Annotated in this window: 24 protein-coding genes and 1 riboswitch; of the genes, 9 read left to right on the top strand and 15 right to left on the bottom strand. The window is 37.8% G+C overall.

The genetic code is table 11. From position 1 onward, the window contains the following. The first annotated feature begins 33 nt into the window (after positions 1-33). Together cysG and AC2G3J_RS15150 are read left to right on the top strand one after the other, a co-directional pair. Entirely contained in the window at positions 34-1407 is a 1374-nt protein-coding gene (gene cysG, locus AC2G3J_RS15155) for a siroheme synthase CysG (protein ID WP_419819543.1), read from the top strand. Between the two features lie 84 nt (positions 1408-1491). Next, positions 1492-1971, top strand: a complete 480-nt coding sequence (locus AC2G3J_RS15150; protein WP_336952782.1) for a tRNA (cytidine(34)-2'-O)-methyltransferase — start codon at positions 1492-1494, stop codon at positions 1969-1971. A 288-nt stretch (positions 1972-2259) separates the two neighbouring features. Here the strand turns inward: AC2G3J_RS15150 and AC2G3J_RS15145 are convergent, their stop codons facing one another. Both AC2G3J_RS15145 and AC2G3J_RS15140 read right to left on the bottom strand, forming a co-directional pair. Further along, positions 2260-2637: a hypothetical protein gene (locus tag AC2G3J_RS15145; protein WP_419359920.1), complete on the bottom strand. Its 378-nt coding sequence runs from the start codon at positions 2635-2637 to the stop codon at positions 2260-2262. A gap of 100 nt (positions 2638-2737) precedes the next feature. Next, positions 2738-3139 carry a winged helix-turn-helix transcriptional regulator gene (locus tag AC2G3J_RS15140; RefSeq protein ID WP_004722540.1) on the bottom strand — a complete coding sequence of 134 codons (402 nt, stop codon included), beginning with the start codon at positions 3137-3139 and terminating at the stop codon, positions 2738-2740. A gap of 167 nt (positions 3140-3306) precedes the next feature. Here AC2G3J_RS15140 and AC2G3J_RS15135 point away from each other — a divergent pair, with 167 nt between their 5' ends. Both AC2G3J_RS15135 and AC2G3J_RS15130 read left to right on the top strand, forming a co-directional pair. Beyond that, positions 3307-4008, top strand: coding sequence for an SDR family NAD(P)-dependent oxidoreductase (locus AC2G3J_RS15135; RefSeq protein WP_336952778.1), 702 nt, complete (start codon positions 3307-3309; stop codon positions 4006-4008). 37 nt (positions 4009-4045) lie between these two features. Continuing rightward, on the top strand, positions 4046-4603 hold the full coding sequence (locus AC2G3J_RS15130; RefSeq protein WP_419327613.1) for a flavodoxin family protein: 558 nt from the start codon (positions 4046-4048) through the stop codon (positions 4601-4603). A 74-nt stretch (positions 4604-4677) separates the two neighbouring features. On the opposite strand, the gene AC2G3J_RS15125 is transcribed toward AC2G3J_RS15130, so the two are convergent. The 6 genes from AC2G3J_RS15125 to rpoD form a co-directional block, all read right to left on the bottom strand. Then, the gene (locus AC2G3J_RS15125; RefSeq protein ID WP_004722537.1) at positions 4678-6090 is read right to left on the bottom strand and encodes an APC family permease; all 1413 of its coding nucleotides are present in this window, start codon (positions 6088-6090) and stop codon (positions 4678-4680) included. Positions 6091-6423: 333 nt separating this feature from the next. After that, complete coding sequence (locus AC2G3J_RS15120) at positions 6424-7608, bottom strand: iron-containing alcohol dehydrogenase (RefSeq protein WP_336952774.1); 1185 nt, start codon at positions 7606-7608, stop codon at positions 6424-6426. A 3-nt stretch (positions 7609-7611) separates the two neighbouring features. Then, positions 7612-8145 carry a hypothetical protein gene (locus AC2G3J_RS15115; protein WP_336952772.1) on the bottom strand — a complete coding sequence of 178 codons (534 nt, stop codon included), beginning with the start codon at positions 8143-8145 and terminating at the stop codon, positions 7612-7614. Between the two features lie 79 nt (positions 8146-8224). After that, the gene (lipB, locus tag AC2G3J_RS15110; protein ID WP_336952771.1) at positions 8225-8914 is read right to left on the bottom strand and encodes a lipoyl(octanoyl) transferase LipB; all 690 of its coding nucleotides are present in this window, start codon (positions 8912-8914) and stop codon (positions 8225-8227) included. Positions 8915-9088: 174 nt separating this feature from the next. After that, the gene (locus tag AC2G3J_RS15105) at positions 9089-9376 is read right to left on the bottom strand and encodes a YbeD family protein (protein WP_004722529.1); all 288 of its coding nucleotides are present in this window, start codon (positions 9374-9376) and stop codon (positions 9089-9091) included. A 127-nt stretch (positions 9377-9503) separates the two neighbouring features. Next, positions 9504-11393, bottom strand: a complete 1890-nt coding sequence (gene rpoD, locus AC2G3J_RS15100; RefSeq protein ID WP_419819541.1) for an RNA polymerase sigma factor RpoD — start codon at positions 11391-11393, stop codon at positions 9504-9506. A 385-nt stretch (positions 11394-11778) separates the two neighbouring features. On the opposite strand from rpoD, the gene AC2G3J_RS15095 reads away from it, so the two are divergent. Together AC2G3J_RS15095 and AC2G3J_RS15090 are read left to right on the top strand one after the other, a co-directional pair. Next, positions 11779-11985: a PA3496 family putative envelope integrity protein gene (locus AC2G3J_RS15095; RefSeq protein WP_004722524.1), complete on the top strand. Its 207-nt coding sequence runs from the start codon at positions 11779-11781 to the stop codon at positions 11983-11985. A gap of 66 nt (positions 11986-12051) precedes the next feature. Then, on the top strand, positions 12052-12576 hold the full coding sequence (locus AC2G3J_RS15090; protein ID WP_004722523.1) for a YecA/YgfB family protein: 525 nt from the start codon (positions 12052-12054) through the stop codon (positions 12574-12576). Positions 12577-12646: 70 nt separating this feature from the next. Here AC2G3J_RS15090 and AC2G3J_RS15085 read toward each other — a convergent pair whose 3' ends face one another. The 3 genes from AC2G3J_RS15085 to trhO all read right to left on the bottom strand — a co-directional run bounded on the left by AC2G3J_RS15085 (position 12647) and on the right by trhO (position 15637). Next, on the bottom strand, positions 12647-13255 hold the full coding sequence (locus tag AC2G3J_RS15085; RefSeq protein WP_336952766.1) for a LysE family translocator: 609 nt from the start codon (positions 13253-13255) through the stop codon (positions 12647-12649). 586 nt (positions 13256-13841) lie between these two features. Continuing rightward, positions 13842-14417 carry a DedA family protein gene (locus tag AC2G3J_RS15080; RefSeq protein ID WP_336952764.1) on the bottom strand — a complete coding sequence of 192 codons (576 nt, stop codon included), beginning with the start codon at positions 14415-14417 and terminating at the stop codon, positions 13842-13844. 287 nt (positions 14418-14704) lie between these two features. Next, complete coding sequence (trhO, locus tag AC2G3J_RS15075; RefSeq protein WP_034618212.1) at positions 14705-15637, bottom strand: oxygen-dependent tRNA uridine(34) hydroxylase TrhO; 933 nt, start codon at positions 15635-15637, stop codon at positions 14705-14707. Between the two features lie 235 nt (positions 15638-15872). Here trhO and AC2G3J_RS15070 point away from each other — a divergent pair, with 235 nt between their 5' ends. Beyond that, positions 15873-16355 (top strand): DUF1289 domain-containing protein, encoded by a 483-nt coding sequence (locus AC2G3J_RS15070; RefSeq protein ID WP_336952762.1) that lies wholly within the window; start codon positions 15873-15875, stop codon positions 16353-16355. Positions 16356-16567: 212 nt separating this feature from the next. Here the strand turns inward: AC2G3J_RS15070 and ribB are convergent, their stop codons facing one another. After that, positions 16568-17227 carry a 3,4-dihydroxy-2-butanone-4-phosphate synthase gene (gene ribB, locus AC2G3J_RS15065; RefSeq protein ID WP_419327614.1) on the bottom strand — a complete coding sequence of 220 codons (660 nt, stop codon included), beginning with the start codon at positions 17225-17227 and terminating at the stop codon, positions 16568-16570. 108 nt (positions 17228-17335) lie between these two features. Further along, a riboswitch (FMN riboswitch) is annotated at positions 17336-17493 on the bottom strand. Between the two features lie 166 nt (positions 17494-17659). On the opposite strand from ribB, the gene AC2G3J_RS15060 reads away from it, so the two are divergent. Together AC2G3J_RS15060 and AC2G3J_RS15055 are read left to right on the top strand one after the other, a co-directional pair. Next, on the top strand, positions 17660-19489 hold the full coding sequence (locus tag AC2G3J_RS15060) for a DUF2157 domain-containing protein (protein ID WP_483770223.1): 1830 nt from the start codon (positions 17660-17662) through the stop codon (positions 19487-19489). Then, positions 19486-20118 (top strand): GDYXXLXY domain-containing protein, encoded by a 633-nt coding sequence (locus tag AC2G3J_RS15055; protein ID WP_419327616.1) that lies wholly within the window; start codon positions 19486-19488, stop codon positions 20116-20118. The genes AC2G3J_RS15060 and AC2G3J_RS15055 overlap by 4 nt, the downstream gene beginning before the upstream one ends. Before the next feature lie 56 nt (positions 20119-20174). On the opposite strand, the gene panD is transcribed toward AC2G3J_RS15055, so the two are convergent. The 3 genes from panD to rplY all read right to left on the bottom strand — a co-directional run bounded on the left by panD (position 20175) and on the right by rplY (position 21604). Next, complete coding sequence (gene panD, locus AC2G3J_RS15050; protein ID WP_004722504.1) at positions 20175-20555, bottom strand: aspartate 1-decarboxylase; 381 nt, start codon at positions 20553-20555, stop codon at positions 20175-20177. Between the two features lie 153 nt (positions 20556-20708). Beyond that, positions 20709-21287 carry an aminoacyl-tRNA hydrolase gene (pth, locus tag AC2G3J_RS15045; RefSeq protein ID WP_004722502.1) on the bottom strand — a complete coding sequence of 193 codons (579 nt, stop codon included), beginning with the start codon at positions 21285-21287 and terminating at the stop codon, positions 20709-20711. A gap of 20 nt (positions 21288-21307) precedes the next feature. Further along, on the bottom strand, positions 21308-21604 hold the full coding sequence (gene rplY / locus AC2G3J_RS15040) for a 50S ribosomal protein L25 (RefSeq protein ID WP_004722499.1): 297 nt from the start codon (positions 21602-21604) through the stop codon (positions 21308-21310). Positions 21605-21643 lie beyond the last annotated feature (39 nt).

Raw genomic sequence — 21643 nt, 5'->3', positions numbered from 1 at the left:
AGTACAATCAGATTTGAACTTTTGAGGAACACTGTGGAAATTTTCCCAATTTCACTAAAACTGCAAGGGCAACCTTGTCTGATTGTGGGTGGTGGGCATATTGCTTACCGCAAAGCAGTATTACTTGCAAAAGCAGGTGCAGTGATTCATGTGATTGCGCCAAATATAGAGCAAAATCTCTTAGATATTGTCCATTCAACCTATGGGCAATATCATGCGGATAAATTTGATTATCAAATTAGCCTAAGTAGCTATCGTTTGGTGATTGCTGCAACCAATGATAAAGCTGTCAATCAAGCTGTTTTTGAAGCTTGTGAAGATTTAAATGTGTTGGTCAACAGTGTTGATGATCCTCCACATTGTCGCTTTATGGTGCCTGCGATCATTGACCGTTCACCACTGGTAGTTTCAATTGCCACCAATGGTACTTCTCCTGTTTTATCTCGCCAGATTCGTACTCAGCTCGAAGCTTCTATTCCACATGGCATGGGTAAACTTGCTGATTTTTCTGGAAAATGGCGTAAAGCAGTTAAAGAGCAGATTAGTAATCCTGATGAACGTCGAATCTTTTGGGAAGATTTATATGCCAGTCCTTTAAAAGAGCAGGTGTTTAATGACAACCTCAAAGAGGCGGATCGTTTAATTGAACAAGCTTTGACAAAATGGCAAAAACCAAAAGGTGAAGTTTATTTGGTGGGGGCAGGACCAGGTGATCCTGAGCTGTTAACTTTAAAAGCACTTAGACTGATGCAGCAAGCGGATGTGGTGATTTATGACCGTTTGGTCTCTCCAGCAATTTTAGAGTTATGTCGGCGTGATGCTGAAAAAATATATGTCGGAAAAGCACGTTCTAATCATTCCGTGCCACAAGATGGTATTAATGCATTACTGGTCAAATATGCCACCGAAGGCAAACGTGTATGTCGTCTAAAAGGTGGTGATCCATTTATTTTTGGTCGCGGTGGTGAAGAAATTCAAGAGCTTTTTGCAGCCAATATTACATTCCAAGTCGTCCCAGGTATTACTGCTGCATCAGGTTGTTCAGCCTATGCTGGGATTCCGCTTACACATCGTGATTATGCACAAAGCGTTCGTTTTTTAACGGGGCATTTAAAAGAAGGTTCACCAGAATTACCTTGGAATGAGCTGGTTTACGAAAATCAGACATTGGTTTTATATATGGGCTTGGTGGGACTAGAAAAAATTTGTGAAAATCTAATATCACATGGTCAACGTCCAAATATGCCAGTGGCTTTGATCTCCAAAGGGACAACCCCAGATCAAAAGGTGGTGGTTGGAACTTTGGCAGATATTGCATCAAAAGTTGAAGAAAACCATATTCAAGCGCCTACTTTGACCATTATTGGTGAAGTGGTGAATTTGCGCGAACAGTTACAGTGGCAATAATATCTGCCTAAATTTTTCTTTAAAAAACTGACATGGTCTTTTTTTAAAGTACTTAGGTTGTATTCTGATAAGTAGAGATCTCCCGTGATTCATGTTGTTTTATACGAGCCTGAAATTCCTGCAAATACAGGGAATATCATTCGTTTATGTGCCAATACAGGTGCACAATTACATCTAGTCAAGCCTTTAGGTTTTGAACTGGATGATAAAAAGTTGCGCCGTGCAGGATTGGATTATCATGAATGGGCACATATGAAAGTTTGGGAAAACTTTGCTGAATGTCTGGCACATTTAGAGGTGCAGGGGATTGATCTTGATGCGATTTATCCTTTAACTACCAAAGGTACTGAAACACCGCATACTTCAGATTTAAACCGACCTGTGGCTTTATTGATGGGGCCAGAAACACGTGGTTTACCAGAAGATGTCCGTATGATGTTCCCAAAGGCGCATTGGATTCGTTTACCTATGGCACCGAATTCACGTAGTCTGAATTTATCGAATGCCACCGCAGTGATTCTATATGAAGCATGGCGTCAACAAGGATTTAAAGAATTAAAATAAAAATCATAACCCATCGTTTAGATGGGTTTTTATTCATATTAGTTTATGATTTCCTTTTGAGAAAGAGCGATGTGATTATCTTTGAATAAAGGCGACTTCATCTGTTGGAGGCTTTAAAATGAGTAATCACAATATTTATCTTAATTTTTGCCCTTTCTTTGCTGTGTAGCAAATGTCTGAGCCAGTCATTTTTTCTATAACCGTTCCTAAATAATGTGGACAGTCTGTATCAGAGTGCTCCGACATTTGTACTTTATTATCCATACTTTAAAATAATTCAGATTTTAACTATTTGTTTGGTCCTAAATAGGTCACTGTTTCAGATTTCGGTATACCTTTATAATCTGTGATTAAGATATTCAGTTTAATTTTTTGTCCTTTTTTAAATTCAGAGCGATTCGGGAAATTTCTTAAATTTTCTTCTAAGACTTTGCCGATATAGTATTGACAACCACTATCTGCTCGGCCTACCTCTTGCGCTTTTTTTACAACACCTTTTATGTTGAGTGTTGTTTCCTCAATTTCACCTAAGCCATCTTTATTGATATATAGCGTACGTGTAGAAGTGTTTTCTAAAAGCTTAACCTCTAAATCACAAGAATTTTCATAGGACGCAAAAGCACTATGGCTGAGGATTGCTAGAATAAAGAGCAGTGGAATTTTCATTATTTTTCTCCCTTTGATATGTTTTATTAAAATTATGCTGAGTTTAATCATATTTACAACATATCGAGCTGAGTTAAAGTCATGTTCTGAGTGTTGAGATTTATGCTTCCTGCAACAGAGCTGGCTCATTTTTTGCTTGAATTGCATCAAATTGTTTTTGTGCGCGAATCACATGTTGCACATTGCCTTCAGCCCAGAGCTTAAATGATAAAGCAGTTTGAGCAAACTCAAAGCCTAGAGAGGTTAATGCATATTCAACACGAATCACATTGTTCTCATGAATTGTACGGGTGATAAATCCATCTCTTTCCAGAATTTTTAATTTTTGCGAAAGTACTTTAGGTGAGATCCCTGTTAAGTTTTTTTTCAGTTCATTGAAGTGTTGAGAGTGCTGATGAAGTCGATAAATAATCATCAAAACCCACTTATCTGCAAATTTTTCAAAAAAAGATCGTGCCGGGCAATTTGGATGAAAAATATTAAAATTGAATGCATTAGTCATCAATCTATACCTCTATTTGGAAAGTTATAACCAAGAAATGACCAGTTACCACATAGTAACTAATTGATACTAGATTTCAAAAGTATATCATAAATTAATCAGGTCAATACAACTTCTGCTGATTGATAGCGTTGATAGACCATTTTATATTTATGAGCGTGGTTTTAATGAAAATAACAGATGCGGTCGTTTTTATTACGGGTGCAAATCGTGGTCTAGGTTTAGCACTTGCCCAGCAAGCGATACAACGTGGCGCCAAGAAAGTTTATGCAGGCATGCGTAATCTTCAAGGTTTTAATCAACAGGGTATTATTCCGATTGTTGTAGATGTCACAGATCCCGTATCTATTCAAAAAGCTGTAGCAGAATGTGGTGATGTCAATCTATTAATCAACAATGCAGGTATTGCACGCTTAAATGAAAGTCCTGTAGACGCAAATATTGCAGCAGTGACACGGACGGTTTTAGACACCAATCTTTATGGTGTGATCAATACGACTCAGCAATTCTCTCCAATTTTAGCAAGCCATTCTGAAAGTTATATCGTCAATATTTTATCGGATGTGTCTTGGGAACCCAGCACGATGTTAGCCAGTTATGCGATTTCTAAAGCAGCAGCATGGTCATTTACCAATTCAACTCGACAATGGTTAGTTAAAGCCAATGTTCATGTGATGGGGGTACATGTCGGTTTTGTCGACACAGATTTAACCCAATCACTCGATATTGCCAAAATTTCTCCACACACAGTGGCGCAACACGTATTTGATGGAATTCAACAAAATGCCTTTGAAGTGTTGGTTGGGGAATCTACCCAACAACTCAAACAAGGTCTAACGGCAACCGTTCCAAGTTATATCAAACATTAATTTTTAAATATTTACCGTCTATATAAGAGGACTTATCATGTCAAAAATCGCTGTTGTTTATCATTCAGGTTATGGCCATACCAAAGTCATTGCAGAAACCTTTGCCAATGAAATTCAGGCAACACTTATCGAAGTGGATCAAGAAGGCAATATTCAAGATCAAGATTGGGACACTTTGGATGCCGCAGATGCAATCGTATTTGGTGCACCAACTTACATGGGCGGTGTGCCTTGGCAATTTAAAAAATTTGCAGATGCATCATCTAAGCGTTGGTTTACTCGTGCATGGGCAGACAAGGTTTTTGGTGGTTTTACCAACAGTGCAAGTATGAATGGCGATAAGCAAGTGACATTAATTTCGTTACACACTTTGGCTTCACAGCACGGTGGTATTTGGGTCAGCCTCGGTTTAGCACCTTCAAACACTAAAAGTGCTACACGTCAGGATGTGAACAGCTTAGGTGGGTCTGTGGGCTTATTGGTTCAATCACCTGCTGATGCCAGTGTTGATGAAATTCCAAGCGGTGATTTAGAGACTGCAAAACAATATGCAAAACGTATCAAAGCGATTACGGAAAAATTTATTGCATCATAATTGCAGTTGATATGACTGAAATAACAAAGGCGCATAAAGCGCCTTTGTTATTTGATTACAAATGCAATAATCAATTATTCATGTTCATTATGTTGTGGTGCAGGGTAGCGGAAACCACGAGTTTTATAGGCTAAATATGCTACACCTAATACAGCCCATGCAAGTCCGAGTTTTAATGCCATTTCATCAATTTCTAACCACATCAAGAATACACTGGCAAAACCAAGAGACGGAATCACCACATAATTGATGATTTCTTTGAGTGATTTTGTTCTGCCATCACGTAAGGCGTAGCGTGAAATCACGGAGAAATTCACAAAACTAAAGGCTGTTAAAGCACCAAAGCTAATTAAATTGACAATATGCTCAAGGTCCAGAAAACCCGCCGATAACGCAACAACACCGACAATCAAAATATTATAAGTCGGGGTATGTAATTTTGGACTGATGTGACCAAAAATCTTTTTGTTAATGACGCCATCACGACCCATTACATACATCAAACGTGATACCCCAGCATGTGCAGAAATACCAGAAGCCAGTACAGCAATGACCGCAAAATACAACACTAACTTTTTAAATGCGATGCCTGTAATTGCCGTTAGAATTGTTGCATTGCCAAGAGCTTCAAGCATCACAGGTTGAGACTCATCCAGCGGATTAAAGTAAAGATTGGCATTACTTGGGAAAAATAGCTGAATAAAATAGGTACTAAAAATAAAGATAATACCCGCGATCAACGCTGTAGAGAAAATTGCTTTTGGTAAGGTTTTTTCAGCATCTTTGGTTTCTTCTGCAAGGGATGATAACGCATCAAAACCTGTGAAAGAGAAACAAAGAATCGTTGCACCACCGATTAACGCACCAATTGCAGTCATTTCACTCCAGAATGGAGCAAGTGACCATAGTTCAGCTTTATCTGGGTTTAAGGTGCCATCTGCGTAAATACCCTGAGTTAGCAGTAAATAAACTTCATAAACAAAGTAGAAAATGATCGCAAGTTGCACCACAACAATGGTACTGTTAAATCGAGCAACAAAACGTGAACCAAATAGGTTGATCACAGTCATAATTGCAGTTAGTGCTATGACCCAGATCCAGTTATTCACATCTGGGAATAAGGCTCTTAAGTAAATATCAGCCAAAATGATGTTGACGAGTGGAGATAATAAATAATCTAACCAAGAAGACCAACCCACCATAAAGCCGACATTCGGGTGAATCGATTTTTGCGCATAGGTATAAGCAGACCCTGACGAAGGGTAGCGCTTGATCATATGACCATAACTGATAGAGGTCAGAAGAATGGCAACAAGCGCAAAAATATAAGAAGTTGGAACATGTCCATGGCTTCCGTCGGACACTAAACCAAAGGTATCAAATAAGGTAAGTGGCTGAATATACGCTAGACCAATAATGATAATATGCCACAGCACAAGATTTTTTTTCAGTTTTGCTGTGGATTGAGTCCCAGAGATATCTGTCAACGGCGTTATCCTCTTAATCGTTGATCAAGGATCAGTCATATTTATAAGGATCGTTTGAGACGAACGATCCCCCCTAAGAATAAAACAAAAGTGCGCCAATCTACTCTAAAAGGTCACATTTGTCAGTAACTTTGTTCGCTTTTTTAGCAGAAAACGTGCCATCTTGATCAAAAAATAAGTGACTGCCGATTCTGCAAGATAAAAGCCCGATGTTTAGATAAACATCAGGCTATTTACTATCGGGGGCTGTCAACATTTCATCTGGGGATGACATCACTGCAAATATAGACTTAGTGCCAATAGCTCCCTCTATATTGTCGCAATTTTAGACAATTACCAAGCTTTTTCTAAGATCGACTTTAAATCTTTAAAAGTAGCTTCTTTCGGATTGAAAATAATTGAGCCATCATTGAGTGCTTTTTCAGCAACTTCATCCAGCTGTGCTTGAGTGACTTTGCCTGTTTCACTTAGGGTGCGTGGTAGTTTGGTCAAATGATAGAGACGATCACGCATGGTATTTAACGTTTCAATGGCCTTATCTGCACGCTGGTTAGCAGGCGTTTGTGCATAAATATCAGCACCAGCAAGTGGCAGCAAGAGATCGGCAATCTTGTCACCATTGAGGTCTTTGTTGTATTCCAACACATAAGGAAGAAACAGATTCATACATAAGCCATGAGGCAAATGCGCAACTGCACCTAAAGCATGGCCAAGTGAATGTACAATACCAACCATCGAGTTAGAGAATGCGATGCCCGCCATTGTTGATGCCTGAGCAAGTTCTAAGCGACCTGTTGCATCACTAGGGTGATCCAGTACATCAAATAAACTATTGCTAATCTTCTTGATGGCAGCAGTTGCATATGCATCAGAAATTGGATTGGCTGCAATACATGTGTAGGCTTCCACAGCATGCGTCATTGCATCCATCGCTGTCATTGCAGTCAAGTGTGGTGGTAATGTTTGAGTCATACGCGGATCAAGAATAGCCGCATGTGGCATTAAGTAATTCGAGGCAAATGCCATTTTGACATTTTTTTGATTGTCCGATACCACGGCTGCCAAGGTCACTTCTGAACCTGTACCTGAGGTCGTGGGAATGACAAAAAATGGTTTAAGTGGGCGAGGGAGGTTGTGAGCGCCTGAATACTTCAGCAGATCATCACCACCTTCTGAGACTAAAATATTTGCTGTTTTAGAGGTATCAATTACTGAACCACCACCCACAGCAATAATCGCATCACAGTTATTTTCACGATAAGCTTGCGCAGCGGCACGGACTGTTTCAAGGCTTGAATCAGGTGGAACATCATCAAAAATAATGCCAATTTCAATATCTGTAGATTCAAAAGCAGCTTCGATAGGGGCCAAAAGGTGATTTGCACGTACTCCTTTATCAGTGATAATCATGGGACGCTTAGCGCCTAATGATGCGAGTTCGAAAGGAATATGTTCGAGTGCAGCATGACCAGCGATCACTTTTACAGGACAGAAAAATTCGTAATATGGTTTAGCCATGTGTTAAGCACTCCCTTTTAAATATGATTGGGCAACTTTGAGATAGATATTTGCAGCACCCGCCAATTTTTCTTTTAAGCTCAATTCTGATGGATATTCTTTTACAGCGAGCTCTGCGACCAGTTTAGGTAAAATTAATGCTTCCATTTTATTCAGACAACGGACTAAACGGATGGCATGTGCTACATCTCCGTCTGCAATCATACGGTCATTTGCAAAAGCTTGAGCTGTGCTTTCCTGAAATGAAAAGACTAAAAAAGCATGGTGAACATGTTTGAAAATAATCGACAGATCTGGTTTGCCATCTAAAGATTTAACGAGTTCAAGTTGCTTGTTTTGGTTGACTCTGGCAATAAATGAAGCGCCATTTGGAAAAACTTTCATGGATAATGTAAAACCAACAGGGAGTACTGATACTTCATGTTTAATTTCATCATCAACTTGACTCGCCATAACCAAACCTCTGCCAATCACATCCATCATGAGTTTGACATAGGCTTGTTCTAAAGCGGGTTTGATAGATTTACTTGAAATCACTCGCTAGTCCCTTATATAAAATTGTACTTTTGTTTTAGAGTAATTACTCTAATTTGTTTTCAGATAAAAATAAAGCGATTTATTTGTGAATGACTTCATGGTCATTTGATTTTTTATCAATGACTTTAATATCACTAAAGTAACCACTCTGTTGAAAATACTCAATCACATCTTTCGATAGTTGGCTGTAATCAGGGTGGTTTGTGATTAGATCACAGACGCGGACCATTTCTAAACCTGCATAACCACACGGATTAATGGTATGGAAGCCGTCTAAATTACAATCAATGTTTAATGCTAAACCATGATAACTACGACCTTTACGGATTTTAAAACCGAGTGAACCAATTTTACGTTCATTGACATAAACACCCGGTGCATCAGCTTTGGCATAGGCTTCTATATGATATTTCTTGAGCAGATTGATCATTAAATTCTCTGCATAAGTGACCAATGTACGTACATTCCATTTCAAGCGGTTTAAATCAAACATGAAATAAATCACCATTTGACCGGGACCATGCCATGTCACTTGTCCACCACGATCTGATTGAACAACAGGGATATCACTGTGCATTAAAATATGCTCAGGTTTTCCTGCTTGCCCCTGAGTGAGTACATCAGGATGTTGCAATATCCAAAGTTGATCTGGAGAATTTTCATCACGTTGTTCAGTAAAAGATTTCATTTCCTGAAAACGCTCGGCATAAAGCGTCAAGTCTTGATATTGACGAATAATCAGATGTGGTTTTAGAACAGCATCGTTCACAGACAAGTGCCCTTAAAATATAGAAATCGCTTTAATTATAAAGAAATTTAGTTTGGAAAAGTGAAAGCAATTGCTGATCATTTGCAAATAAACCAGAGGGGCATATTACCCTCCTTAAAATCCTGACGCATAAAAAAACACGCCATTGGGGCGTGTTTTTAAGTCATTTCAGCATTACAACGCAGTACGAATATGTTCGCAAGCCGCAAGGTCAGCATACAAGGCATGCACTTGCTCTAGTTCTTCAAAACGTAGCTGGGCTGTAATCGAATGATATTTACCTGTACGTGATGGTTGTACAACAAGTGTCGCTTCATTAAATTCAGGGAAATGTTTTACCAAAATTTCAACTACAGCACCACGTAATTCTTCACCCGCATTACCAATCAATTTAATTGGGTAATCCATTGGAAAAACCCAAAGATCTTCTTGTAATTCGCGAGATGGAGTGCGGTCTAACATTTTTTCACCTCTAATTTATCAACAATGCCTGCATAAGTGCAGGCATTGTGTTTCTCTTAAATACTTAATGGGGTTACTCGATTGATTTTCAAGTCCCGAAAGTATTCATAGATTGAACAACTTCAAATTAGTCATTTTCAAGGAACGAACGTAAATGTTCTGAACGAGAAGGATGACGAAGTTTACGTAAAGCTTTTGCTTCAATCTGACGAATACGTTCACGTGTTACATCAAACTGTTTACCCACTTCTTCCAAAGTATGGTCGGTCGGCATATCGATACCAAAACGCATTTTTAAGACTTTCGCTTCACGTTCAGTTAAATTTTCAAGTACTTCACGTGTAGCTTCTTTTAAGCCTTCTGAAGTCGCAGCATCAACGGGTGAAGTGATGTTGCTATCTTCAATGAAATCACCAAGATGAGAATCTTCATCATCACCAATTGGAGTTTCCATAGAAATAGGTTCTTTGGCAATCTTAAGAACCTTACGAACTTTGACTTCGTCCATTTCTAGACGTTCACCTAATTCTTCAGGTGTAGGTTCACGCCCCATTTCTTGAAGTAATTGGCGAGATACACGGTTGATCTTGTTAATCGTTTCGATCATATGCACAGGGATACGAATCGTACGTGCTTGGTCCGCGATCGAACGCGTAATTGCCTGACGAATCCACCATGTTGCATAGGTCGAGAACTTATAACCACGACGGTATTCAAACTTGTCTACCGCTTTCATCAAACCAATATTACCTTCTTGAATTAAATCCAAGAATTGTAATCCACGGTTTGTGTATTTTTTCGCAATTGAAATTACCAAACGTAAGTTGGCTTCAACCATTTCCTTCTTGGCACGACGAGCTTTGGCTTCACCAATCGCCATACGTTTAGAAATGTCTTTAATTTCTTTTACGTTTAGATCAAGGTCTTTTTCAATATCAGCAATTTTTTGCTGGAATGCCAAAACATCAGGTCGAACTTTTTCTAAATAGCCTTTTTGTTCAGCAGGTGCCTTTGCAATTTGTTCATCTAACCAAGCTGGGTTTGATTCTTGACCTGGGAACGATGTACGGAATTGTGTACGGTCCATACGACCGCGGCGAACTGCATAACGCATAACCTCGCGTTCAGAAGTACGAATTTGTTCATGCGTACCACGAATCATTTCTGAAATGATGTCAAATAAACGTGGTGTAAATTTAAACATCATAAACACAGTTGCCAGCGCTTCCATTGCCTCAGTCCCTTGGGTACTGTTACGGCCATGTTGAGCAATTGCTACTTTTGCATTATTCCAAACAGCTTCTAATTCTTCAAAACGCGCTTTTGCAATTTCTGGATCTGGGCCAGATTCGCCTTCAGAATCATCATCACTTTCAGATTCTTCTTCTTCATCTTCATCATCCAACTTAACTTCTTTCGTTGGTTTTGCAGACGTATCTACTTCTTCAACGATAACTTCAGCTTCGTCTTCTAAAACCTCGGGAATCACTTCGTCAGATTCAGGATCTAGATAGCCTGATAAAATATCAGCAAGGCGACGCTCGCCAGTTTCGTAATCTTTATATTCTTGTAAAACAACTTCAACAGCATTTGGCCAATAAGCAATCGAATGTAAAACGTCACGAATACCTTCTTCAATCCGTTTGGCAATACTAATTTCGCCTTCACGTGTTAAAAGTTCAACGGTACCCATTTCACGCATATACATACGTACTGGGTCAGTTGTGCGACCTGGTTCATTTTCTACAGAGGCAAGTACTGCAGCAGCTTCTTCTTCTGCAACTTCATCGCCAGCTTCGCTATTCCCTTCAAACATTGCATCATCTGTTTCTGGTGCGCGTTCATGAACAGGAATACCAACGTCTTGAAGCATTTGGATAATGTCTTCAATCTGTTCGCTTTCGGTGATCGAGTCTGGGAGATGATCGTTAACCTCAGCGTAGGTTAAGTAACCTTGTTCTTTGCCTCGGCTAATAAGAGCCGCTACTTGGGAAGTAGGGGAATGCATTTCGCTCATCTTTACTCTCTTCTCGTTGAATCTGTGGCAGTGAAAAACCGTGCATAAGCGCACAATTTCTTAAAATATATCTTTGAATAGCTCGAATATCTCATCGGAAGAAATCAGCATAAGACTGTCCGATAAAATATTTAGAAGTTAAATTCAATCAAATAGGTGGGGGTGAAATTGTTATTTTCAAGATCATCCCATGCGTATTCTATTCAGAAAATGTCATAAAATAGTAAGACGCAGGGTGGATTATATCATTACATAAAATAGGGGCCGAAAAAAGCCCAAATTCGCATTTAAATGTAAAAAAAACCAAAAAAACTTGACAAGTTTTCTGAAGACAGATAAATAGCGCCTAGACCCATTCACTTTTTTTCATTATGAGGTAGTTTTAGTGTCTTCTACAGATTTTGAACTAGATGATAACTACGGTGATGATGATGTTAGTTTCGATGAGTCATCAAGCAAAATTAGCGCCAAAGAATCTTTAGAAAAGCGACGTTTGATCGATGATTTACTTGCTCAACGTCGTTTAGAAAAAGATTTAAAAGATTTTGATTATGACATTGATGATGACGATGATTTTGATGATGAAGATTAAAAATTCATTGGGCATGGCGTGGGAAAATGCTATGCTTAAATCTGATACAAATTTATTGGAAACAAAATGAGTGCTTTAGATTTAGACCTACTGAGTGATTATCTAGATGGTGACCAAAACGAATTTGGTCTAGATTTCGCAGCGACTCATGGTTTCTTGTGCGCAATTGCGGTTGGTCCTACTTTTGATAAATGGCTTGATGAGCTATTTGATAATAACCAAAAGAAAGTTCCAGCAGAAATCATTGTACAAATCAAAGCATGGCTTGAAGCGATTCGACAAAACTTAGCCAATGAAGAAGGAATTACATTTCCTTTTGAAATTGAAGAGGCTGATGTTGAATCAAGCTTAGGTGACTGGAGTGTTGGCTTTGTTGATGCAATGTTCCTCAATGAAGAAGCTTGGTTTGCACCAGAATATGAAGATCAAGTTGTCGATCTCACATTACCAATGATGGTGTTTAGTGGAATTGATGATGAAGATCCTCAAATGGAATCTTTCCGCCGCAATGGTCAGTTAATGGACGAGATTGCTGAAGAAATTCCTGAAAATCTAAATGAAATTTATTTGATGTACCACACACCAAATTAATTTGCGCGTATAAAAAAAGCATGCTCACTGAAAGTGGCATGCTTTTTTTATTGGTGATTTACGCCAATAGTTAAAACCGTGCAAATAATAGGCTACAACCTAAAATAAACAGTAAAAGGCCAATCACACGATTGATCACCACTTGGCGATCTAAAATTTTATTTCGTATGCTGGGATGTGCACAAAATAAGACAATCAAGCCAAACCAAACAAAATGACTCAACGAAATAAACGCACCATAAGCAAAAAGTTGAATGGTCGAACTTCCTGTAGAAGTCATCAGCTGAGCAAATAAACTGATTACAAATAAAGTTGTTTTGGGATTGAGGCTATTGGTTAAAAAACCATGTTTAAACGCTTGCCAGCTACTGATACCAACACCAATTTCATCCAGTTTTATTTTTGACTGGGTAAATGTTTTATAGCCAAGATAAATTAAATAAGCAGCGCCAATATATTGAATTGTTTGTAAAAGATAGGGCATATGATTTTTTAAAAAACCCAGACCAAGTAGGCTATAACCCACATGTATCCAGACACCACAAGCAATCCCTAGTGCTGTACTTAATCCAATATTGCGACCATATAAATAACTGTTTCTAGTCACGATAGCAAAATCAGCGCCAGGACTTATTACTGCCAAACAGGTGATTAAGATCACAGCAATCATTTCATTCACTCATGTATCCTTTTTTACACAGTTTTAATTATTTTTATATTTTTCATATATTTGTGTTGGATTAAAACGATAATATTTTGATGAAATGCATGATTTTTTGGAATGAGTGATTCTTGCCTTTGAATTCACTCAAATTTCTCAATTGGTTGGACGTTTTGAGTGCATTGAACATGTGGTGATTTTTTACGATTGCTATGGTGTATTTACTGCGGTTGGGTGAATTTTATACGGTGATGCTATTTATATATGGATTGTGTTTCAGTTGGTGGGCATAAGAAAATATAAACGATAGGCTTATTTTATAAGTTCTATTAAAATTTATTAATCAACATATAGCTGCTTTCATCCTAGAGTTTTCTAAAGGACGAGGACGCTTTCAAGATCCATTTCGCCTGATCATTTTGATTTATGAAAGCCATAATGTTTTTGTGATTTTTTGGAATTCGCTGATTATTTGTTAGACAGCTAATGTTAAGAACATAGAGCTTGGCCAAGCAAAGACAAATTTGTCTGCTCGACTCAATGCACACAACTCTCAATGTACACAAATAGTATGTTTTAACTGAATGCTGGGAGCACAATGTTTTTAGCGCGCTTTTGATTTTTTATAAAAAAAATAAGCAACTAAAATTAAGACAATGCCAATGATCACATAGCCTACGCGACTAAAAATTTGTTGCATGAGTTCTATATTGTTTCCAAAATAATAACCCACACATGCAAGAAAGGTGGTCCAGATAATTGTCCCTACGCCGCTATAGAGCATAAATTTCCAAAAAGGCATATGACTCATCCCAGCAGGGATACTAATCAAAGAACGAACTGCAGGAACCATTCGTCCAAAGAAAACCACGCGATGTCCATATTTTTCAAACCAATCTAAAGCTTTTTTGACCTCGTCAGATTTGATAAAAAGATATTTACCGTAGCGGTCAACCCAATTAAAAATACTTTGATTTGGGATTTTTCGCCCCACCCAATACAACAATGCTGCTGCTACCAGTGAACCGATGCTTCCTGCGATAATCACACCCGATAATAATAATTGACCTTTAGATGCAGCAAATCCAGCCGATGGCATAATCACTTCTGAGGGAATTGGCGGAAAGACATTGTCTAAAAACATCAAAAGAGCAATACCGAAGTAACCAAGTTGCTCCATGATCGAAATAATCCAATCAGTCATTTTATATATAAAAATAGGGCGTTATGAACATGGTATTGTTTTCATTTATCAAAATATAGTGAGAATTTGTTGTGTTGTTAAAACATTCAAATAAAAACCGCAGTCAATGAGCTGCGGTTGAGTGAAGCATTTTAAAATTATCTCAGCTTGCGTTATGAAACTTGAAAATAGTCTCGCTATTCTCCATTCATGCTTTACGACGTATACGTCTCATGCTCAATTTTAACCTACAACGCAAGCCATTTATGAAATGCTAACAGGCCCTAAAGACGTTTGCGTTTTGCAGCAGTAATTTGTGATTGACGCATACGGAAACCTTCTTTTTGTTTCTCAGATGTTTTATCAATACAATATTTGCAAGAAACACCATGTTCATAACTTGGTAAATCGGCTTCTTCAGGAACCAGTGGCCAACCACATGCATGACATTTAATATTTTCACCTTCTTCCATACCATGTGTCACCGCAGTACGACCATCAAAAACGAAACATTCACCTTCCCACATACTCTCATCAGCAGGGGTTTCCTCAAGGTATTTTAAAATACCGCCTTTAAGGTGATACACCTCGTTAAAGCCTTCTTGAAGGAGTAATGAGGTTGATTTTTCACAACGAATACCGCCTGTACAGAACATCGCAATTTTCTTATCTTTATGCTGCTCAAGTTCTTTTTTTACATATTCAGGGAATTCACGAAAGGTTTCTGTTTTAGGGTCAATCGCACCTTTGAATGTACCTGCTTTATATTCATAATCATTACGTGTATCAATCAAAATCACGTCATCACGCGCGATGAGTTCGTTCCATTGCTTTGGATCAAGATAATGTCCAACAAGATCACGAGGTTTCACCTCTACACCTAAAGTTACGATTTCGTTCTTTAGCTTAATCTTCATCTTACGGAATGGCTTTTCATCACTATGTGATTCTTTATATTCCATGCTGTTAAAGCCTTCATTCAATAAGAATTGATGAATGACGTCAATGGCTTGACGATCGCCAGCAACAGTTCCGTTAATTCCTTCACCTGCAATAATAAGAGTACCGCAAAGGTTGATGGTTTTTACCAAGTCTAAAAGACGTTGTTGAAGATCTGCAGGATCTTGAACTTCTTTGAATTGATAAAGTGCTGCAACAACCCAACCAGAGGTCGCTTGCTGTTCTACAGGTGCAAGCTGTTCTACAGTAGCGTTCATGGAGTACTCCAAATATTTAAGATAGAATAAAATTTAAGGCGCACATTTTAGCGTGATTTACATCAATATGCGAGAAAACCCTAGTCTTTGTAGTGTTTTTTTATTCCCTGAAAAAAATGTGGGTTTTTATACTAAATATAGTGCTTTAAAATATTTTATATACCATATATAGTATTGCGAAAAGATTATTTCGTACCGAAAAAGTGTGTCACATCGTTGATGTAAGGAGTAAATTTTGAGTAACGAACGTCGGATACCTACCTTAACGCCATGTGCTGGTCGTTGTTCAACGGTATTTGGTGATTCTGTTTGTCGTGGTTGCCGTCGTTTTAATCATGAAGTGATCCAATGGAATACATATGATTCAGAGCAACGTTTAGCCGTTTGGAAAAGGCTGGATGCACAGCTCGATCAAATTTTAATTCCGATGTTACCTTTTGCCGATTTAAGACATATCGAAGGTTTTATTTTAGGTAAACGTATACGAGTGATGGACTCAGCTTCTAAAGGACGCAAGTTGTATCATGCATTAAAAATTTGTGAAAAAAATAAACATCTTGCAGAAGAGAGTGGTTTGGGAATTCAAGAGAAACAGGTAAAACCGCTTTGGGATGAATTTGAACGCCGTGTATTGGCATTGGCGAATGCGAGTTATGATTTCGCATGGTTACGCGCAGACGGTATTCGTCAAAGTATTTTACATTTGGAAGATGTTTAAGCCCAGTTCCCGTAATGATCTATTATTTAACAGACCTCAATATTTTGGCTATTTAATTTTAATCAATGTCACTTATAAAAATTAAAACAAAAACGGGCCCTGTCATTTAATCGTACTTTAATCAAGAATACCTAATCAATATTAAAAAGCCAGTCCAAAGATTTGAACTGGCTTTTTTACTCTGTCTAAATGTAATGACTTAAAATATTTTCTTAGACATTGTGTTTTAAACGATACTGAACCAATTCTTCAATGGTAATAAGTGTTAAATGATGCGTTTGTGCATATGCTAAAACTTGAATGCCTGAAGCCATTGTTCCATCAGGATTAGTCACTTCACATAACACACCAGCGGGTTTTAAACCGGCTAAACGTGCTAAATCAATAGAACCTTCTGTATGTCCACGACGGGTTAAAACCCCCCCATTACGACCACGCAATGGAAAAACATGACCAGGGCGATTCAGATCACTTGCGACAGCACCTGTTTTAATTGCAGCATGAATAGTAGTGGTACGGTCTTTTGCAGAAACACCTGTTGTTACACCTTGTGCTGCTTCAATGGTAATGGTAAAAGCCGTTTTAAACTGACTTGAATTGTCCTGAACCATAGGTGGCAGGTCAAGGTGATCTGCTAATTCATCGGTAATGGTTAAGCAGACAATCCCTGAACCATCACGAATCATACGTGCCATAGTTTCAATATTGAGGGTTTCTGCTGCAACAATTAAATCTGCTTCGTTTTCACGATCAAAATCGTCCATGACTAAAACAGGCTTGCCTTGGCGCATATCTTCGATTGCTTGTTCGATACGTTGGTCTGCAGGCGATAGTGCAGAAAAGAAAATTTCGGGTTGAATTAAACTAGACATTGAAACGCTCTCGTAAAGTTAAAATACGGTTGAACATTTCAGGACATTTGAAATAGTGGCGTTACAAAACCTTTTCCAATAAAGAATATTGAAATTTTTAAGCTGTGACGTCGTCTTCTTTCATCCGGACTATACCGTCGGCTTTGGCATTTCACCAAATCTGCGAATCACGATTAAGCGCGATAAGCTCGTGGGCTGTTGGCTCAGGCTTGAAAATCCGTCCAATTTACCACCGGTGGGGAATTACACCCCGCCCTGAAGCGATGTGCATTTATTATAGACACTTTTTTTCTAAATGGATGCTTTTTTTTAGAATGATCAGTACTATAGATAGAACAATAGTTGCTATAGAAAATAATTAAACTTATACATTTAAAAGAATATTTGTGGTCATAGTGATCAACGAATAGCAATACAATAAGGAGACTAAGCTTGATCACGATTCAGCAAGATGTCTATTCATGGCGTAACGATGACTTTGTTAAACACTTACAGGTTTTGGGATTTTCTCTAATTGCAGTCAGTATTTTATATTTGACTGCTGCAAATTGGTTAATGTTGCCTCAGTTTTTTCAATTAGCTATTCCACAAATATTTTTATTACTCAGTGCTCTAGCGAGTATTTTTTTGGCTAAGCATGATTATTTAGTACAGTGTTTACATACAGTAAGTGGCTTGATGATTGGTTTAAGTTTGGCGGTCATAGGTCAAATTTATCAAACAGGGGCAGATAGTTATTTACTATTTTTAATCTGGTCTATTTTATTATTGCCGTGGTTGTATCGTCCGAATATTGGTGTTTTTACATTGCTCTGTATTGTCAGTCAACTCACCTTATTTTTGTTTTTTAAACAAACATTTTGGGCTGATGAATATCCAGTTACATTCTTATTTAGCTTAAATCTTCTGTCATTATTTCAGTTTTATTTTTGTCTTCGTTATTATCAAAAGTTGCGTTATCTCTTTATCCTATGGTTTGGAATTCTTTCAATTTGGCATATGGGGTTATTTTTATATGGTGATGGTGATTTGGCATTCGCCACAACCATGATTTTTAGATTGATAGACGTTAAGATCGCTTATTTAATCTCATCATTTTTTCTTCTTTCTGTCGCATTAACTTATTTTTATCGAAAAAGAGATCAGTTATGTAGTGTACTTTCAGCAGTAGGTTTAGGGATTACGTTTACGCTGGTGATTTTCAAATGGATGAATAGTCTATTTCATGAATCTGAAGTGCTAGGATTATTTTCAATTGCTTTGGTTGTTTTCGCTTGGTTTGCAATGATTACTTTCCTATTGATTAAGTTTATTCCGCAAAACAAATTTAACAATATTCCTATCGCAGTAGGTGCGTGGATTGCAGGTGTTTTATTGGCATCATTGATGCTGACATTTTGGGGTAATTTTTCCTTGATTATGGGGGCAGTTTTTGTAGTATTGGCCGCCTTTATTTTAACAAAGAAACAAGCTTTATTTTTAAGACAGTTCGCTTATTGTATATGGGTCGCAGGGCAAAATGCTGTAATTTTCCATACCTTTGAATGGACTGATCAATTCTTTCCACTTTTCTTTATTCAATTTGCCATGCTGTATCTTAGTTATTTTATTCGCAGCCATTGGTTCTTTATTTTTATCCAGCTATTTGCTTTGTATTTATCAGGTATTGCGTTGATTTGGGATTTAAACGTTCTGCTTGGATTACATCGTTTTGTTGAAAATTTTTCATTTCTGGTCTTATTGAGTTATGGGTTTTATCTCGTAATGATTTGGATGCATCGTATTCAACCCAGTCAATACCAACGAAGTTTAGCATTGGCTAATTTATTAATTATTCTTTCATCCATGGGGTTCTATACACTATTTGGACAATATGAATTAGATAAAATTAGATACCTTCCTATTCTTAGCTTGGGGCTGCCTATTTTGTGGTTGGCTTTGTTTATGGTGTTGAGGATTCGTAATCAATTTAGCTTGATTGCTCAATTGATTTTATTGGCTTTTGCTACAGTACTGATATTTTATGGCTATTTTGAAATTTTTATTTGTATCGCCATACTTTCATGGGCATTGTCACAGCACGATAGGATTGTCTATGGTTTTGCTTTAGTGACTTTGGCGTTAACCTTATGGTTTATTTACTATGCCTTGAATGTTAGTTTCCTTGTTAAAAGTCTGAGTATTTTTAGCTCAGGATTAATTTTGTTGATACTGACTTGGGTACTGCATAAATTCCAATCAAAAGAGGGGGTAAATACATGAAAAAATTCATTCCTCTTTGTCTTGCTTTAATCTGTATTATTCTTTTTCTAGGCATCATTTTTAAGAATGAACAGCATCTGAAAAATAGTCAGAGTATATATGTCCGCTTACAACCTGCAGATCCTCGTTCATTTATTCAAGGGGATTACATGGCACTGAATTATCAGCTTTACTTAGCTCCTCAGGAGACTAGATTTTCAATTGAAAATCACCTAGATTCAACCAAACCCGCTATAGAGTCTAATGAGACAATCAGTCAGGTATTCTCAGGTCATTATTATGATGATCGTATAAAAAATAAGTCCTCTGTTTTGAATTATGTAGCATTAGATCAACAGAAAAAGGTAGCACATACTTATTTTGAAAAGCCTAAAGATGCGCAAACTGTAAAATTGATTTTGAAAAACCCTGATAATCGATATACATCATTATATCCAGCTGCAAAAAGTTTTTTATTCGCTGAAGGTTTGGGGCAATGCTATCAAGCTGCACATTATGCAGAATTTAAAGTAGATCGACAGGGGAATGCGATTCTTGCATCTCTGAGAGGAAAGCAACTACAAGATTTAGACTGTGAGAATAAACAACGTTGGCGTGATGGTTTTCGTTCTGTAAATAAATCATCATAAGCTGAGTAGGCATAAAAAACCCGCATCATTGCGGGTCTTGAATCATCTGTGTGCAATTATGCAACTTGAACAGGGATACAGTTTGCTGTGTGATTTACTGTATTGTCTGGATTTGCATATACAAGACGTGGTTTATGCGCATCAGCTTCAGCATTAGTAAAATCACCAAATGTGGCAATAATCATTAAATCACCAACATCAGCTTGAAGTGCAGCACCACCATTGACTGAAATGATGCCTGAACCTTCTTCGCCACGAATCGCATAGGTTGTAAAGCGCTTACCATTAGTCACGTTCCACATATGAATTTCTTCATATTCACGGATACCAGCTAAATCCAAAAGAATACCGTCGATTGCACAAGAACCTTCATAATGTAATTCTGCTTGTGTAACAACACAACGATGGATTTTTGCTTTTAATAAACGAGATAGCATGATTTGCGTCTCCAGAGTAGCCCTTACAATTGTTATCTTGTGTTGAAGCAACAATTTTCAATGGGGGGATGCATTTGAAAGCGCATTTTGCTCTTAAAAATGAATCATGGCAAGAAAAATTATTGAACAAAGAACATAAAATTTAGGTTTAAATTATGCTTTATAAGCATTGATTTGATTCATTGCTTGCTGAATCTCACCATTAACCAATAATTTTGTTTTGCCTAAAGCATGGTGTATTGCATCATCCATTAAAGTCTGTTCACTACTTGGTGCTTTACCCAGTACATGTCCTGAAACTTTTTCTTTAGCGCCGGGATGACCAATGCCAATACGTAAGCGATGAAAATTAGAACCAATATGAGGAACAATGTCACGTAGACCATTGTGACCACCATGTCCACCGCCAGTTTTTAAACGAATGACGCCCGGATTCATATCCAGTTCATCATGAGCGATGAGGATTTCTTCTGGTTTAATTTGGTAGAATTTTGCAAAGGGAACAACACTTTGACCAGAAAGGTTCATAAATGTTGTGGGCAATAGTAGACGAACATCTTGTCCTTCAATATTACCGCGACCACTGATTCCTTTGTACTTTGAATCAGTTTTTAATGTAATACCATATTGTTCTGCAAGGCGTTCGACGAACCAAAAGCCTGCATTATGGCGGGTTTGGGCATATTCAGAACCTGGATTACCCAAACCAATAATCAGTGAAAGTTTACTCACTCATTTACACCATTTAACATTTATGCGCGTTTAAAGTCAGCGTGCATTGGTGTGTTTTTAGCTGGGTGACGTTGTAAAGCTTGGATTTTAACGCTTTCAACTTTACCTTCGATGTTAAGATCAATAACTTCTTCAAAGAAAGAGTTATTTTCTAAAGCTTTAACAAGCTCGCGAAGTTCTAAAGTAACCGCTACAGGTTCAGCAGAACCACCATAGATGATCGCTGGAACTTTGTTTTGAAGACGAAGGCGGCGGCTCGAACCTTTCCCTTGAACTGCTTCTTCACGTGCTACTGCATTTAATACGAAGTTTGCCATGATGACATTTCCTCATTGAGTGTAATTGACTGAACTTTC

It is taken from the genome of Acinetobacter legionensis (genome assembly GCF_057165765.1).
The sequence above is the reverse complement of the archived record's forward strand: the minus strand, read 5'-3'. Positions and strand labels throughout refer to the sequence as shown.